14 protein-coding genes and 1 pseudogene are annotated in these 14,010 nt (G+C 63.7%); 6 read left to right on the top strand and 9 right to left on the bottom strand.

The window, feature by feature from the left end; translation table 11 throughout:
- Positions 1-446: 446 nt before the first annotated feature.
- Together AC1DT6_RS13140 and AC1DT6_RS13135 are read right to left on the bottom strand one after the other, a co-directional pair.
- Entirely contained in the window at positions 447-785 is a 339-nt protein-coding gene (locus AC1DT6_RS13140; RefSeq protein ID WP_441627121.1) for a ProQ/FinO family protein, read from the bottom strand.
- A 548-nt stretch (positions 786-1,333) separates the two neighbouring features.
- Positions 1,334-1,714: a VOC family protein gene (locus AC1DT6_RS13135; protein ID WP_441627119.1), complete on the bottom strand. Its 381-nt coding sequence runs from the start codon at positions 1,712-1,714 to the stop codon at positions 1,334-1,336.
- Between the two features lie 468 nt (positions 1,715-2,182).
- Between AC1DT6_RS13135 and AC1DT6_RS13130 the strand changes: the two genes are divergently transcribed.
- Complete coding sequence (locus AC1DT6_RS13130) at positions 2,183-3,163, top strand: NAD(P)H-quinone oxidoreductase (RefSeq protein WP_441627117.1); 981 nt, start codon at positions 2,183-2,185, stop codon at positions 3,161-3,163.
- Positions 3,164-3,223: 60 nt separating this feature from the next.
- Here the strand turns inward: AC1DT6_RS13130 and AC1DT6_RS13125 are convergent, their stop codons facing one another.
- A complete protein-coding gene (locus tag AC1DT6_RS13125; protein ID WP_477114721.1) occupies positions 3,224-4,144 on the bottom strand; it encodes a LysR family transcriptional regulator in 921 nt (306 codons plus the stop codon).
- Positions 4,145-4,267: 123 nt separating this feature from the next.
- Between AC1DT6_RS13125 and AC1DT6_RS13120 the strand changes: the two genes are divergently transcribed.
- A complete protein-coding gene (locus AC1DT6_RS13120) occupies positions 4,268-5,110 on the top strand; it encodes a type 1 glutamine amidotransferase domain-containing protein (protein WP_441627113.1) in 843 nt (280 codons plus the stop codon).
- Positions 5,111-5,124: 14 nt separating this feature from the next.
- Here the strand turns inward: AC1DT6_RS13120 and AC1DT6_RS13115 are convergent.
- Both AC1DT6_RS13115 and AC1DT6_RS13110 read right to left on the bottom strand, forming a co-directional pair.
- A pseudogene (locus tag AC1DT6_RS13115) lies at positions 5,125-5,612 on the bottom strand (LysR substrate-binding domain-containing protein); the annotation flags it as partial.
- Between the two features lie 104 nt (positions 5,613-5,716).
- A complete protein-coding gene (locus AC1DT6_RS13110) occupies positions 5,717-6,505 on the bottom strand; it encodes an SDR family NAD(P)-dependent oxidoreductase (RefSeq protein ID WP_441627111.1) in 789 nt (262 codons plus the stop codon).
- Between the two features lie 157 nt (positions 6,506-6,662).
- Here AC1DT6_RS13110 and AC1DT6_RS13105 point away from each other — a divergent pair, with 157 nt between their 5' ends.
- Positions 6,663-7,556, top strand: coding sequence for a LysR family transcriptional regulator (locus AC1DT6_RS13105; RefSeq protein ID WP_441627109.1), 894 nt, complete (start codon positions 6,663-6,665; stop codon positions 7,554-7,556).
- A gap of 60 nt (positions 7,557-7,616) precedes the next feature.
- Here AC1DT6_RS13105 and AC1DT6_RS13100 read toward each other — a convergent pair whose 3' ends face one another.
- The 4 genes from AC1DT6_RS13100 to AC1DT6_RS13085 all read right to left on the bottom strand — a co-directional run bounded on the left by AC1DT6_RS13100 (position 7,617) and on the right by AC1DT6_RS13085 (position 10,243).
- Entirely contained in the window at positions 7,617-7,910 is a 294-nt protein-coding gene (locus tag AC1DT6_RS13100) for a putative quinol monooxygenase (protein ID WP_441627107.1), read from the bottom strand.
- Positions 7,911-7,918: 8 nt separating this feature from the next.
- On the bottom strand, positions 7,919-8,482 hold the full coding sequence (locus AC1DT6_RS13095; protein WP_441627105.1) for a hypothetical protein: 564 nt from the start codon (positions 8,480-8,482) through the stop codon (positions 7,919-7,921).
- Positions 8,483-8,649: 167 nt separating this feature from the next.
- Positions 8,650-9,330: a GntR family transcriptional regulator gene (locus tag AC1DT6_RS13090; protein WP_477114720.1), complete on the bottom strand. Its 681-nt coding sequence runs from the start codon at positions 9,328-9,330 to the stop codon at positions 8,650-8,652.
- A gap of 97 nt (positions 9,331-9,427) precedes the next feature.
- Complete coding sequence (locus AC1DT6_RS13085; RefSeq protein WP_441627101.1) at positions 9,428-10,243, bottom strand: shikimate dehydrogenase family protein; 816 nt, start codon at positions 10,241-10,243, stop codon at positions 9,428-9,430.
- 189 nt (positions 10,244-10,432) lie between these two features.
- Here AC1DT6_RS13085 and AC1DT6_RS13080 point away from each other — a divergent pair, with 189 nt between their 5' ends.
- The 3 genes from AC1DT6_RS13080 to AC1DT6_RS13070 all read left to right on the top strand — a co-directional run bounded on the left by AC1DT6_RS13080 (position 10,433) and on the right by AC1DT6_RS13070 (position 14,009).
- The gene (locus tag AC1DT6_RS13080; RefSeq protein WP_441627099.1) at positions 10,433-11,527 is read left to right on the top strand and encodes a glycerol dehydrogenase; all 1,095 of its coding nucleotides are present in this window, start codon (positions 10,433-10,435) and stop codon (positions 11,525-11,527) included.
- 34 nt (positions 11,528-11,561) lie between these two features.
- Positions 11,562-13,016 carry an NAD-dependent succinate-semialdehyde dehydrogenase gene (locus AC1DT6_RS13075; protein ID WP_441627097.1) on the top strand — a complete coding sequence of 485 codons (1,455 nt, stop codon included), beginning with the start codon at positions 11,562-11,564 and terminating at the stop codon, positions 13,014-13,016.
- Between the two features lie 126 nt (positions 13,017-13,142).
- Positions 13,143-14,009 carry a transketolase gene (locus AC1DT6_RS13070; RefSeq protein ID WP_441627232.1) on the top strand — a complete coding sequence of 289 codons (867 nt, stop codon included), beginning with the start codon at positions 13,143-13,145 and terminating at the stop codon, positions 14,007-14,009.
- The last annotated feature ends 1 nt before the right edge of the window (position 14,010 follow it).

Here is a 14,010-nt window from a genome sequence, read left to right as displayed (position 1 = left end):
CGGGTGGTCCTTGGTCTCGCATGTCGTCCTCGACTCTCTTATTGCCTTCGCTTAGATGACGTAAATTAGTTGGTGAGGAACATTGTTGTCTTTGAAGTTCGCTGGAGCAATAGCAACTTTTTTCTAGATCGTTGCTCTATGGGCAACGTTGGCGGGTGGCGGATCAGGACCGCACAGGCGGTGCAGGCAAAGCTGTCGCAAGTGTGTGAACGTCGTGTATCTGATGTATGTCTCGTTGGCGGTCGAATGTACTGTTTTGTGTCTTGTCCGGTATCGGATTCAAATCGTCGGGTCCTCGCCCCGACGCTCTCTCCCGAAAGCCACAATGGGAGCCAATCAGGCGGCACGAAATGAAGAAATCAGACATCGAGCGATGCAGTGGCGTCCGCGGCAGCTCAACAATCATCGGCACATCGGCGCCGAAAGCACGGCATCTCCATCACAGATCAGTTGGGCTTCGGCGCAGTCGCTGGCTGAGACAACGCGCGCGCCACACGACGGGCTTGCAGTTGCTGCGCCCGGTTCGCATCGGCCTTTGAAACCTGTCCCGCCTCCCGCCCCGCCAGATCCACGCGTGCTGCACCTTCCACCAGGCAGGTCCAGTAGCGGGTGCCGCGGCACCAGGTCCGGATCGCGTGGCGCAATACCGGCTCGCTCAGGCCAAGTTCCTGCGCCTGCGGGACGAGATCCTCGAAGTTGCCGATCTTGAGCGGCAACTTGGGCGCAGGATTCTTCGGAAAGGTTTGCGGGAAGCGCTTTTGCAGCGTCGCGATGGCTTGCAGCACCGGATCAACGGGCTTAGCGGGCTCATTAAGGGGCGTCGCTGGGCGGGCCGAAGCCTTCGGGGGGGGCGCGACGCGTCTTGGCCCGTGGCGCGGCCTTGGCTTGCCTTGCCAGTTGTTCCTTCAATGCCGCCAGCTGTTCGAAGCCCATCGTGCCCAGCCATAAAAGAACGCCCACATTTGCGGAATTTGAGGTCGCCATTAGCCGAAATAACGATCTGCAACATCAACTATCAGCAGCGACGTGCGCAAGGGCTGCCTATTTCAAGCGCAGGAGCGGAATCAGTCGTCGACTATGTGATTGGTCAACGCATGAAGAGGAATGGGCACATGCGCTGGACGATCCCGGGAGCCAATGCACTGCTGCAGGTGCGATGTGCCGTTCTCAATGGCGAGGACATAAGCAATTTCAGGCGTTGATACCCGCCTGACAGGCGATCGAGGGATTTTCGAATGTATTCCCTGCGTCATAGAAGGTGCCCCCGATTTTGGCCGCTCCCTCCAAGGTTCGAAGGGGCAGTGCACGGCGCGCTCGATCGATAGCGCAGTGCTCAGGGCGCCGGCTCCTGCGGATCGAAATCCAACTCGATCCTGGCGCCGTTGGGGTCGTGCAGGAACAGTTGCCAGATGCCGGTGCCCGGCTGCCGCCCGAGGTTGAACGGAACATCCAGCTGGCGCAGATGATGCGCGACACGGGGGAGATTGGTCGCGCTGAATGCCATGTGATCCAGCACACCCGCGGTGGATACCGGTAGCTCGTCTTTCGCGACCAGGTGAATGATGGGCGCGCTAGCCGCATAGAGCCACGCGCCCGGAAACGAGAACGGCGGGCGCTCACCGGTCTCGAAGCCAAGTACGTTGGTATAGAACGCCACGCTGTCTTCCAGCGCCGCGGTGAGTACGGTGAAGTGGTTCATTCCGGCAATCGCCATGCATTGCTCCTATTCTGCAGGAGCCCAGGGGCTCCCTATCGTTACGCTAAATATCGTCAGTGCCCCCCCGGAAGCCGGGCGAAGGCGTGATCATTCCCACCTCGGTCTCCGACGCGACGCCAAGAAGAAAGATCCGCTGGGGTTCAAGAGGTTGCCGTCGCGCATGGTCGCGGCGAGTTGGTGGCGCCGATCCTCCGGCTGGAGGGCGGCGCCCGGTTCTCCCGGGCGTTTTGTCCAAATCCGTCCAAATCGATTCCTTCCTTTTGATCCCTGAATCCGGGTAGGCAGTCAGGTATGGTCGGCCAATGCCTGGCCGCCACGCCAGCCGTAGTGTCGCCGCGCAAGAAGATATGATGCATGATATATTCTCTTGGCGTCAACATTGGTATCCGGCTGGAAGCCTGCCGTACGTCCTGTGTTGTCGTCTCTCTTGGACAAGGAACGCCTTTTCAGGCAAAGGATGTCTCGATGAAGTTCATCAGTCATGGCCCGGGAACCGGGGCGGATACGCTGGTTTTGAAGGAAGCCCACCCCCCCGCGGTAGCCGCCCACGAAGTGCTGGTCCGCGTGGCGTTCGCCGGCGTCAACCGCCCGGACGTTTTGCAACGGCTAGGGTTGTACAATCCGCCGCCGTCCGCATGCCCGTACCTGGGCCTGGAGATTTCGGGCACGGTCGAGCAGGTAGGCGAATCGGTCACGCAGTGGAAAGTCGGCGATCGAGTCTGCGCCTTGACGCACGGTGGCGGCTACGCGGAATTCTGTGCCGCCGACGCGCGGCATTGCCTGCCGGTGCCCACAGGGATGACGCTGGAGCAAGCGGCGGCGCTACCGGAAAACTACATCACGGTATGGGCCAACCTGTTCGCCGGCAAGCTGGTGTCGCGCGGCAAGACCATCCTGATCCATGGCGGCAGCAGCGGCATCGGCATTACAGCCATCCAGATGTCCCGCGAGCTTGGCGCCGAGGTCATCGTCACCGCCGGCAATGCGCAAAAGCTGGCGATCTGCCGGCAGCACGGCGCCACGCATCTGATCAACTACCGCGAGCAGGACTTCAATGACGTCGTCTCGGAGGTAACGCAGGGCAAGGGCGTCGACGTGGTGCTGGATATGGTGGGCGGGCGCTACATCGAAATGAACCTGCGCGCGCTGGCGCTGGACGGCTCGCTGGTCCAGATCGCGTTCCTCGAGGGCAGCCGTGTTGATATCGACCTGCTGCCGGTTATGCTCAAGCGGCTCAAGATGACGGGCTCCACGCTGCGGGCGCGCACCCCGGAAAGCAAGGCGGCGCTGATCGTGGGTTTGCACGACGCGTTCTGGCCCGTGCTGGACCAGGGCCGGTGCCTGCCGCTCATTCATTGCGTGATGCCGCTTGCCGATGCGGGCAAGGCGCATGCGTTGATGGAGTCGAGCACGCACGCCGGCAAGATCCTGCTCAAGGTGGCATAGGCAGGTACGTCCAGGGCTGCACCGCCGATGGTCGTGCGGCCCTGCTATCGGGCTTGCGTGTCAGCCGGGGTCATCCTGCACCGGGGTGTCCCCGACGAGGAAGTCGATCAACGCGCGCGACGCCGCCGACAAACGCCGATGTGGCGCAAAAACCAGTGAAAACGGCCGGGGCCGGCCGTGAGCATGGGCCAGTACTTCCACGAACACGCCGTCCCGGATGCGCTGGTCCGCGATGAACCTGTAGGTCTGGCAGATGCCCAGCCCTTGCTCTGCCAGCGACACGACGCCTAGCACATCGTCGGAGACCTGCAAGCCGCCCGACGGTGTCCACTCCACATCGGCGCCGTCGTCCCTGAACGCCCAGGGCCCAACCCGGCCGGTGCTGGGCATCACGAAGTGCAGGCAGGCATGGCCCRCGAGGTCGCCGATGGCCTGCGGCGTGCCCGCGCGCTTCAGGTAGGCCGGCGTGGCGACCACGCATAGCTCGGCATCTTCCAGCTTGCGCGCCACCAGCCCGCTGTCCGGCAGCTTACCCAGGCGTATGGCGACGTCGAACCCCTCTGCCACCAGGTCCACATTACGATTGGTGATGTTCAGTTCGATCTGCACATCAGGATAGCGCTGCGTGAAGCGCCGCAGCATCGGGGGAAGCCGATAGTGGCCGTAGGTCGTCGGTACGCTGAGGCGGACGCGCCCGGTCAATTCGCCATCCTGCCCTTGGATGGCCCGTTCGGCATCGTCGATCAGTGCGAAGGCGGCGCGGGTGCTCTCCAGGTACAGACGGCCTGCCTCGGTCAGGTTGAGACGCCGGGTGGTACGCCGCAATAGCTGGATGCCTAGACGGGACTCGAGGCGGGCAATCGCACGGCTGATGACCGACGGGGTGGTCGAAAGTGCGATGGCCCCCGCCGTGACCGATCCCTTATCCACGACCACGATAAACGCCTCCACATCGCTCAGATGATCAAATCGACGCCCCATTATTGCCTCTGAAGAACAGGTGATTTCCCTATGCGGGAGTTTATCGCCGCAAGCGGCTTGAATAAAGTGTGTGCATTCGCCGCGTGCGCAGCGGCGCGAACGGTTCGAGCTATCGGGGGAAAAATGAAACAGATGCACAAGCTTGCCGCCGGTGCGGTAATGGCAATGGCCGCGTTTGGCGCGCAGGCCGGTAACGTCCTGGTGGTGCTCTCCGACTCGGATCACCTGGACCTGAAGGATGGCAAGGTATTCGAAACCGGGTTCTACCTGAACGAGCTGATGCAGCCGGTAAAGCGCTTGCTCGACGCCGGCCACGCTGTCACGTTTGCTACGCCCAGGGGCAATGCGCCTACGGTGGACAAGTCGTCGATCGACAAGATGTATTTCAACGGTGACGAAGCCGCGCTCCAGGCGCACAAGGTGTTGATGGAGCGCCTGGAGATCACCTTGCGCGGCAGGTCACCGGTGATCAGCTTGTCGCGCGTGGAGCAGATTGGCTACGACCGCTTTGATGCCGTGTACATCCCCGGCGGGCATGCGCCGATGCAGGACCTGCTGCAAAGCCCGGAGCTTGGCAAGCTGCTGGCAAGCTTCCATGCACGTGGCAAGACCACGGCGCTGGTTTGCCATGGCCCTATTGCGTTGTTATCGACGCTGCCGGATGCGCGTAGCTATGTGCAAGCGCTCCAGGCCGGAGCGGATGTGCAAGCCGCTCCGGCCTGGATCTATGCGGGCTATCGGCTTACGGTGATCAGTAATGTGGAAGAGGAGCAGGCGAAAGGCTTGCTGAACGGCGGGGCGATGAAGTTCTATCCGCAGACGGCGCTGGAGAAGGCCGGCGCGCGCTATGGCAGCAACGTGGCGCCGTGGACGCCCCATGTGGTCGTGGACCGCGAGTTGATCACAGGGCAGAACCCGGCTTCGGCACTGGCCGTTGCCGGCAAGTTGATGGAACGCCTGAAGTAGGCCCCCGAGTCTGCTCAGCCGCGGCCGGAGGGCGTTTCCCCGAGCCGCGCGCTGAGGTAGTCAAGAAAGGATGTAATGCGCGAGGACAGCAACGTGTTGCGGTAATAGACCGCATGGATGGGCTGCTCGAGCTCCACGGTGCCTGCATCAGCACCTGGACCAGGTCGCCCCGGCCCCGGTCCGCTTGCGTCATGTAGTCGGCCAGGCAGGCAATGCCTTCGACGGCGAGCGCGAGCTTCAGCAGGGTCTCGCCGCTGGGGGCGCGCAGGCCGGGCTCGATCCACAGGGTGTCACCAAGCGCATGGCGTAGGGGCCATTGGTTGAACGTGTCCGGTTGGGTGAATGCGAGCAGGCTGTGGCTGGTGAGTGCGCTGACATGCTTGGGTTTGCCGCGCGCCTTGAGATACGCGGGGTTGGCCACCAGGCGCAGGCGGCTGTTGCACACCGCACGCGCATGCAGGGTGGCGTTCCGCAGCGCGCCAATGCGGATCGCCACGTCGGTGCAGGGGCTGCAGTATCGTGCCTTCCCGCCTGCGGGAGTAAGCCGCCGGGAGTCAGAAGATACTTGCCCGAGGCGCAAGAATCGCGCTTGCATGGCTAGCCGGGTCAGGCGATGGTCTGCACGGTGCCCCCCTCTGCCCGGATCGCCGCGCCATTGACCACCGCGGCCCGCTCGCTGGCGAGAAAGGCGACCACGTTGGCAACTTCAGCCGGTTTCGCAAGGCGATAGATTAGCGAGGAGGGGCGGTTCTCCTGCATGAACTTTCGTTCCGCGTCGGCGTAGGACAAGTCAGGGTTCACCGACTTGATGAAGGCTTTGAGGCTTTCCGTTTCGGTGGGGCCCGGCAGCACGGCGTTCACTGTGACGGCGGTGCCTTTCGTGAGTTCGGCCAGGCTGCGCGAAATGGAGAGTTGCGTCGCCTTGCTGGCGCTGTAGTGCGCCATCGAAGCCATCGGCGTGAGCGCGACCTCGCTGGAGATGAAGATTACGCGGCCGTGGCCCCGATCGAGCATGCCCTTCATGTAAGTGCGGGCGAGGCGCACACCGCTCCACACATTGACGTCGAAGATGCGTTGCCAGTCTGCATCGGAGGTGCTGAAGAAATGGCTGAGCGCGTAGGTGCCGATGTTGTTGACCAGGATATCGATCTCGGGAAACGCCTCGGCCGCCAGCTTCTCGCTGCCTGCAACGCTCATGTCCGCGACAAGCGCCAGCGAGCGGCCGGCGCCAAAGCGCGCGTTGAACGCCCCTACCACTTGCTCGACGTTCGCGGCGTTGCGCCCATTGACGATGACCCGCGCGTCGTCCTCCAGCAATTGCGCGGCGATGGCATGGCCGATTCCGGATGTGGATGCGCTGACCAGCGCGGTCTTGTCTTTCAGGTTCAGATCCATGATGTATCTCGAAATATTGATAAAGACAGCAGATCGATGCCCGCCATTTCAGGTTGAAGTATGGCGGGCCATAACTCCTTTGATAACGGCATGCAATGGAATATGATTGTTGAATTCAATTCGTTTCATTCAGAAGATGGATAGTCGCAGCGGTGAGATGCTGGTGTTCACGAAAATCGTGGAAACAGGCAGTTTTTCAGCGGCGGGAAAAGTGCTGGACCTGACTGCATCGGCCGTGAGCAAGCTGCTTGGCAGGATCGAAGAGCGGTTGGGTGTGCAATTGGTGCGCCGTTCCACCCGGCAATTGGTCATCACCAATGAGGGAAAGCACTTCTATGACAGCTGCGTTCGGATATTGAATGACATAGAAGAAGCCGAGCAGGGCGTTTCGCAGGGCACGGTAGCGCCGCACGGCGTCCTGCGCGTCAATGTGTCATTGCCGTTCGGCACGCATCACCTGATTCCCCTCGTTCCCGAATTTCATCAGCGCTATCCGGAAATCACGCTCGATATCTCGCTCACCGATGCGCTGGTCGACCTGCAGCGCGAACGTATCGACGTGGCGATCCGCATGGGGCCACTGGCCGATGCGAGTTTCCGCGCGCGTGTGCTGGGCGAGAGCCGGCGCGCGGTGGTAGCGTCGCCAGCTTACGTGGCGGCGCACGGACGCCCGCAAACGCCGGAGGACTTGCAGCGGCATCGGTGCCTGGGCTTTAACTTCAGGCGTTCGCTGGACGAGTGGCCGTTCCTGGTCGATCGACATACCGTCTATATGCCGATGCGTGGCGACATGCTGACCAATAATGGCGAGACCATGCGCCAGCTGACGCTGGATGGGATGGGCATCAGCCGCCTCGGCCTGTTTCACGTGGCGAGGGATATCGAGGCGGGCCGCCTGGTGGAACTGCTGAGGGAATACAACCCGGACGATAAGGAGGAGATCCATGCGATCTTCAGCAACCAGCGCTATATGCCGCTGCGCGTGCGGGTGTTCATCGATTTCCTGGTTGAACGGATCGGGCCGGAACTGCGTCGCTTTGCAGCCAGCTAGCGTGGCGCAAGGCGCAGGCGCTCCGAGGCATTGCCCGGGAGCGCTGCGGTGCCAGGAGAGTCAGGCAACCTGATGCATCTCATGCAGCTCGAACTCGCCGATGCAGTGGCCGGCGGCTTCGCGGAATGCCTGGATGTAATCGCTCGCCAGATGGCTGCGCCATTGTTCCGCCGAAGCCCATTGCTCGACGAAGGTCACCAGGCCGGGTTCGGTGTTCGATACATGCAGCTCGTATCGGAGGCAGCCGGGCTGCTGGTTGGCCGACGCGACCACCTTGATCTGTTCGGCGATCATGCGGTTTTCAAGGCCGGGCCTCGCCCGCGCGTGAGCGATGATAGTCAGGGTATTTTTCATGAGGCACCTCAACGCTGAGCCGCTGCGGGCGGGTACTGGTTCGCGTCTTCCGGAGACGGGCCGCCATGCAGCCAGTTCACCACCCAGCCGCTCTCCAGGATGTTGAGCGTTTGCGAGCCCGCCGGCAGCCATGCCTCGTGCTCCACGCCGCCGGGCGCACGGAAGAACCCGCCGTTTTCCACGTTGTAGCGCACGCCGCTGGATTCAAACACATGGGTGCCGCCAACCAGGATCACATGGGACTCCGCGAGATCATGCGTGTGGGGCTTGATATGCACCGCGATGGGCGTGCGGAACATCAGCATCGTCAGTCCCCTCTTCTGGTCGACATGCAGGATCGCGTATTCGGGCGAGTTCCTTCCCAGCGCGGGAATGGTCTTCTCCCATTTGAGCGCGGCGGGATTGATCAGGGAAGGGAGCGGGGCAGCGGATGCAGCGGGGGTGGCCGCATCCGCCGGATGCGCAGCACCGAGCGAAAAGAGGAGAGCGGCGAAGGCGGAGGCCAAGGTGGCCTTCGCGGCAAAAAAGGCTATACCGCGCGGTGCGCGCGCCTCGGAGAGAATCGTGTCCATGATGTTCCTTGTGAGCGGCCTGGTTGAAGACACTGTTTTCAACGACAACCTGGAACATAGTATTGGCGAGAGCGACTCCCTCAACTAGAGGGCGCAATGGAACTTCAAGCTGGAAAAAAATTCAGGGATGGCCAGGCGCAATCAGGCAGTTTCCGGCGCCGGGGCGGTCAGACCTGTTCTTCTTCCCGCGATGCCATCCACTCCAGCAGCACCGTCTTGCCCCACTGGATATCGTCGCGAATGGCTGCGGATGCTATCTTGGCGTCACCTCGGGTAAGGCCATCGAGCACGCGATAGTGAGGATGCTCTTCCAGGCTTTCCCGGCTGGCCTGCAGCTCCGTGTGGAAGATATGCAGCAAAGGACCCATGCGCACCCACATACTCTCGACGACGGAGAACAGGTTGGGCAGGTGCGATGCGGCGAGCAGTTCGAAGTGGAACTTGCGGTTCTGGCTGGCCGCCTCGCGCGGGCTGGTCGCCACGGCCTTGATAAAGGCTTCGTGCGTCTTGCGCAGGCGGGCAATCTCCTGCGGCGTGATGCGCGCCGCGGCCGCCTCGGCGGCCGCGCCTTCCAGCAGCGTGCGCATCAGCTGGATCTCCGCGACGGTGCCCGGATCCAGCTCGGGCACGGTGATGGAGGTGGCGGCCGTCATGGTCAGGGCCTGCTCGCTTACCAGCCGGAAGATCGCCTCGCGCACGGGGGTGGTGCTTGTTCCCATCGATTCGGCCAGCTCCGCCACGCGCAATCRCTCGCCCGGCACGTACTTGCCGCTCATCAATGCGGATCGGATCTGGTCATAGACGCGTGACGACAGATTGCTCTTCTCCACGCGCGCGAGTTCTTTCATAACGTCTAGTCTCGATAAATGGTGTTCAGGGGCACATCATATATGATATGCAATGCTGCCCCGTCCGTTATGGCATGACGCGTTCCGGCTCCGGCGGCTAGCCCAGCAGGTAATCCACCAGCAGGTCGATCTGCGCCGTCACCATATGCTCGCCCCGGTGGATCCGGCATCCGCGCGCCTTTGCCGCCAGCAGGAGGGCGGTTTCCGCCGGCTGCATGATGACCTCGGCCACGAGGCTGCTAGGATCAAGCAGGACGGGGTCCAGCGGCAGCGGATCCTCGGGTTTCAGGCCGAGAGAAGTCCCGTTGACAATCAGATCCCATTGCCCGGCCGCGCCTTCGGCGGAGCCGACAGCCGCATCGGGCCGTTTGGCTTTCAATTGTGCCACCAGCAAGTCAGCCTTATCCCGCGTGCGGTTGACGATGGTCAGCTGCCGCACGCCCGCATCGAGCAGGGCGGCGGCGACCGCCGTCGCGGCGCCGCCCGCGCCCAGCAGCAAGGCGCGCTTGCCGGCCGGGTCGATCCCCTGGCCGCGAAGGCCCGTCACGAATCCCACGCCGTCGTACATGCGGCCGATAAAGCGGCCGTCGGGTGTGCGGCGCGCGACATTGCACACGCCGAGATGCGCCGCGATACCTTCGAGCCCATCGCACAGCGCCGCCATCTGCTGCTTGTGCGGCACGGTGACGATTACGCCGGCCAGGTTTTCCACCAGGCGCAGTCCCTCTAGCGCTGCGGGCAGTTGCGCCGGCGAGACCTTCCATGGCACGAGCACGGCGTTCAGCCCCAGCGCCGCCACGCGGGCGTTGAAGAAGGTGGGCGTTCGCACGTGGTGGGTGGGGTAGGCGAGGATCACGACGACCCGGGTGCGGCCGTCGATGGGCGCCACGGGCAAGCTGCTTGTCTCTGACATTGTTGGGTGCTCCGGAAGAATCAAGAAGGGTCAAAAAGGACTGCAAACAAGGCGCCGGCAAAAAACCTTCTTGCCAGGCACCGATAATGATGTAGGATATATCCTATATGATGTATTGAAAAGGCGCAGCGGGATCGGGTTCGATACGCGAACCGGCGGCGAACCAGCGCCATCGACGGAGGAGAGAACGTGCAAGCAGTATTTGGCTCGCCCGGACGCTATGTCCAGGGTGCGGGGGCATTGGATCTGCTGGGCGAACATGTCGCCCGGCTTGGCCGCGACGCCGTGCTGGTCGCGGACAGCATGGTGATGGCCATGATTGGCGAGCGGGTCGGGCGGCTATGCAGTGCCGCGGCGGTCGCGCTGCGCAGCGTCGGCTTTGACGAAGGGCTGACCCCGCAACTGGTCGCCCGGCTGGTCGACGAACTGGGCGGCACCGCGCCAGCCGTGATCATCGCCGCGGGTGGCGGGCGCAGCATCGATGCGGGCAAGGCGCTTGCGGATCATTACCGGGCGCCCGTCATCACGGTGCCCACGGTGGCGTCCAACGACGCGCCCACCAGCAAGAACTATGTCCTGTACGACGAACAGCATCGGCTGCTGGCGGTCAGGCATCTGTCCTATAGCCCCGTTTGCGTGATTGCCGACACCGCGCTGATCTCGCAGGCGCCCGCGCAGATGCTGCTGGCCGGCATTGGCGACGCGATCTCCAAGTCCTTCGAGGCCGCGCAGTGCGCGGCCGCCCTGCAGGGCCGGAACATGTTCGGCACCCGGCCCTTGCTGTCGGCGCAAGCGCTGGCGCGGGAATGCCACCGCGTGCTGGTGGCGGATGCGCAGGGTGCGCTGGCCGTCGCGGGATCGGGCCAGCCGGATGCGGCGTTCGAGCGCGTGGTGGAAGCTACCATCCTGATGTCTGGGCTGGGTTTTGAAAGCGGTGGCCTGTCGATTGCGCATGCGTTGACGCGCGGGTTGTCCACGCTGCGCGAGGCCAGGCGCGCAGCGCACGGCTTGCAAGTGGCCTATGGCCTGCTGGTCCAGCTAGAACTGGAGCAGCGCACGGATGGTGCCCGCGCAGAAATCGAGGCGCTCTACCGGCAAATCGGGCTGCCGCTCAGCCTGAACGGCCTTGGGCTTGGCGACGCCACGCGTGAGGAACTCGAGGCCGCGGCGGAGCTGTCATTGGCCGCGCCCCACATGAAGAATTTCTCGCGCGAGCTGAGTGCTGCCGATATCGCGGATGCGATGCAGGTAGTGGAAGCCCGCGCGCTCGCGACACTACGGTAAGCCCACGGCAAGCCCACAAGAAGCTGGAGACGACATGAGGTTGAACGATGCGGCATTGATGCGCACGCAGGCGTACATCGATGGCGAATGGACCCAGGCCGATGACGGCGCGCGCTTCGCGGTTGCCAATCCGGCCTGCGGCGCGGTGATTGCCGAGGTGCCCGACATGGGCGAAGCCGAAACCCGACGCGCGATTGCCGCTGCGGAGCAGGCGCTTGCGTCCTGGCGCGCCACTACGGCCAAGCACCGGGCCGACAGCCTGCGCCGCTGGTACGACTTGATCCGATTGCACCAGGCCGATCTTGCGGCGCTGATGACGGCTGAGCAGGGCAAGCCGCTGGCCGAAGCCGAGAGCGAGGTGGTCTACGGTGCGTCATTCGTGGAGTGGTTCGCGGAAGAAGCCACGCGGACCTACGGCGAACTGATTCCTGCGCCGGCCGGTGACCGCCGGCTGATGGTCATCAAGCAGCCGGTAGGCGTGGTCGCTGCGCTCACGCCATGGAACTTCCCGGTGGCGATGGCCACGCGCAAAGTCGCGCCAGCGCTGGCGGCGGGCTGTACAGTGGTGCTCAAGCCCGCCTCCGAGACGCCGCTGTGCGCACTGGCGCTGGCCGAACTGGCCCACCGTGCGGGCATTCCGCGCGGGGTCTTCAATGTGGTGACCAGCGCGCGCGCCGCGGTCATTGGCGCGGTGCTAGCGCAGAGTCCCGCTGTGCGCAAGCTGTCGTTCACCGGCTCCACTCGCGTCGGCCGGCTGCTGATGGTGCAGTCCGCCGCCAATATCAAGAAGCTGTCCCTCGAGCTCGGCGGCAATGCGCCGTTCATCGTGTTCGAAGACGCCGACCTGGACGCGGCGGTACGTGGGGCGATGGTGTCCAAGTACCGCAACGCGGGGCAGACCTGCGTCTGTGCCAACCGCATGTTCGTGCACGCCGCCGTCTACGACGAATTCGCGCGTCGGCTTTGCGATGCCGTGGCTGCCCTGAAGGTGGGCGACGGCAGCGGGTCCGGCATCACCATGGGGCCACTCATCAACGCGCGCGCTGCCAACCGCGTGCACGAGATGGTAACGGACGCGGTGGAGCTAGGGGCCCGCGTGCTGGCCGGTGGCCAGCGGCAGGATGCGGGCGGCGCGTTCTATGCGCCGACCGTGGTTGGCGAGGTAACGCCGTCGATGCAACTGGGACGCGAGGAGATCTTCGGCCCGGTGGCGCCGCTGCTGCGCTTCACGTCGGACGAGGAAGTGGTGCGGATGGCCAACGACACGCCGTATGGCCTTGCCGGGTATTTCTATACGCGTGACCTGCGCCGTGTGTGGCGCATTGCCGAGGCGCTGGAATGCGGCATGGTCGGCATCAACGAAGGCTTGATCTCCACCGCCGTCGCGCCCTTCGGCGGCGTCAAGGAATCGGGACTGGGTCGGGAAGGTGCCCGCCAGGGCATCGAGGACTACCTGGAACCCAAGTACATGTGCATGGGCGGCATCTAAGTATTCAAGTCGAAAGGACAAGAGGAGCGAAGCAATGGATTTCCTGTATTTTACGATAGGATGCATGATATATCATGCATCAAAAACAGTAGGAGACGCCCGATGAACCACGCTGTTGCAACGGCCATGCCGACTGCTTCCGCCAGCGCGCTCGCGCCCAGCGCGGAACAAGTCGCGCTGCTCAAAGAGCGCGCCACCTTCGTCCGCCTGGAGACCATCCGGCTGATCGAGATCGCCAAGACCGGCCACTACACCTCGGTGTTCTCGGCGGCCGAAACGTTCGCCGCGCTGTACTACGACGTCATGCAACTGCGCCGGGGCGAGCCCGGCTGGCCGATGCGGGATCGCTTCCTGATGGGCAAGGGGCATGCGGCGGTGGGCTTGTTCCCGATCCTGGCCGACCTGGATTTCTTCCCCAAGGCCTGGCTGGATGAGTACACCCGCCTGGGCAGCCCGCTGGGCGATCACCCGGACATGCGCAAGGTACCGGGCATCGACTTCAGCTCGGGCTCCATCGGGCACGCGCTATCGGCCGGGCTGGGCATGGCGCTGGCGGGCCGGCACGCGGGTCTGGATTTCACCACCTTCGTCATGCTGGGCGACGGCGAGATGCAGGAAGGGCAGGTGTGGGAGGCGGCGATGTCCGCCGCGCACCACCGCGCCAACCGCCTGGTGGCCATCGTCGACCGCAACGGCTACCAGCTCGACGGCGCCGTGGACGAGGTGATGGGCATCGAGCCGCTCGACGCCAAATGGCGCGCGTTCGGCTGGGAAGTTCACGTGGTGGATGGCCATGATGTTGCGGCCCTGACCGCCTTGCTACGCCAGTTGCGCGCCGACGATGGCCGCACCACGCCGGTTTGCGTGATCGCCAAGACGGTCAAGGGCAAGGGCGTCTCCTATATGGAGACCGAGCCCGGATGGCACCTCGGCTACCTCGCGCCCGACGATGCGCAGCGCGCCGTCGAAGAAATTCTCGCAAAGGATCGATAGC

The organism is Cupriavidus sp. 01L45, from assembly GCF_056399885.1.
The sequence above is the reverse complement of the archived record's forward strand: the minus strand, read 5'-3'. Positions and strand labels throughout refer to the sequence as shown.

What these genes read in the sequence shown, in the direction of transcription:
- AC1DT6_RS13135 (WP_441627119.1), bottom strand. Translation starts at nt 1,714, where the DNA reads ATGGCGATTGCCGGAATGAACCACTTCACCGTACTCACCGCGGCGCTG.
- AC1DT6_RS13130 (WP_441627117.1), top strand. Translation starts at nt 2,183, where the DNA reads ATGAAGTTCATCAGTCATGGCCCGGGAACCGGGGCGGATACGCTGGTT.
- AC1DT6_RS13120 (WP_441627113.1), top strand. Translation starts at nt 4,268, where the DNA reads ATGAAACAGATGCACAAGCTTGCCGCCGGTGCGGTAATGGCAATGGCC.
- AC1DT6_RS13110 (WP_441627111.1), bottom strand. Translation starts at nt 6,505, where the DNA reads ATGGATCTGAACCTGAAAGACAAGACCGCGCTGGTCAGCGCATCCACA.
- AC1DT6_RS13105 (WP_441627109.1), top strand. Translation starts at nt 6,663, where the DNA reads ATGCTGGTGTTCACGAAAATCGTGGAAACAGGCAGTTTTTCAGCGGCG.
- AC1DT6_RS13100 (WP_441627107.1), bottom strand. Translation starts at nt 7,910, where the DNA reads ATGAAAAATACCCTGACTATCATCGCTCACGCGCGGGCGAGGCCCGGC.
- AC1DT6_RS13095 (WP_441627105.1), bottom strand. Translation starts at nt 8,482, where the DNA reads ATGGACACGATTCTCTCCGAGGCGCGCGCACCGCGCGGTATAGCCTTT.
- AC1DT6_RS13085 (WP_441627101.1), bottom strand. Translation starts at nt 10,243, where the DNA reads ATGTCAGAGACAAGCAGCTTGCCCGTGGCGCCCATCGACGGCCGCACC.
- AC1DT6_RS13075 (WP_441627097.1), top strand. Translation starts at nt 11,562, where the DNA reads ATGAGGTTGAACGATGCGGCATTGATGCGCACGCAGGCGTACATCGAT.
- AC1DT6_RS13070 (WP_441627232.1), top strand. Translation starts at nt 13,143, where the DNA reads ATGCCGACTGCTTCCGCCAGCGCGCTCGCGCCCAGCGCGGAACAAGTC.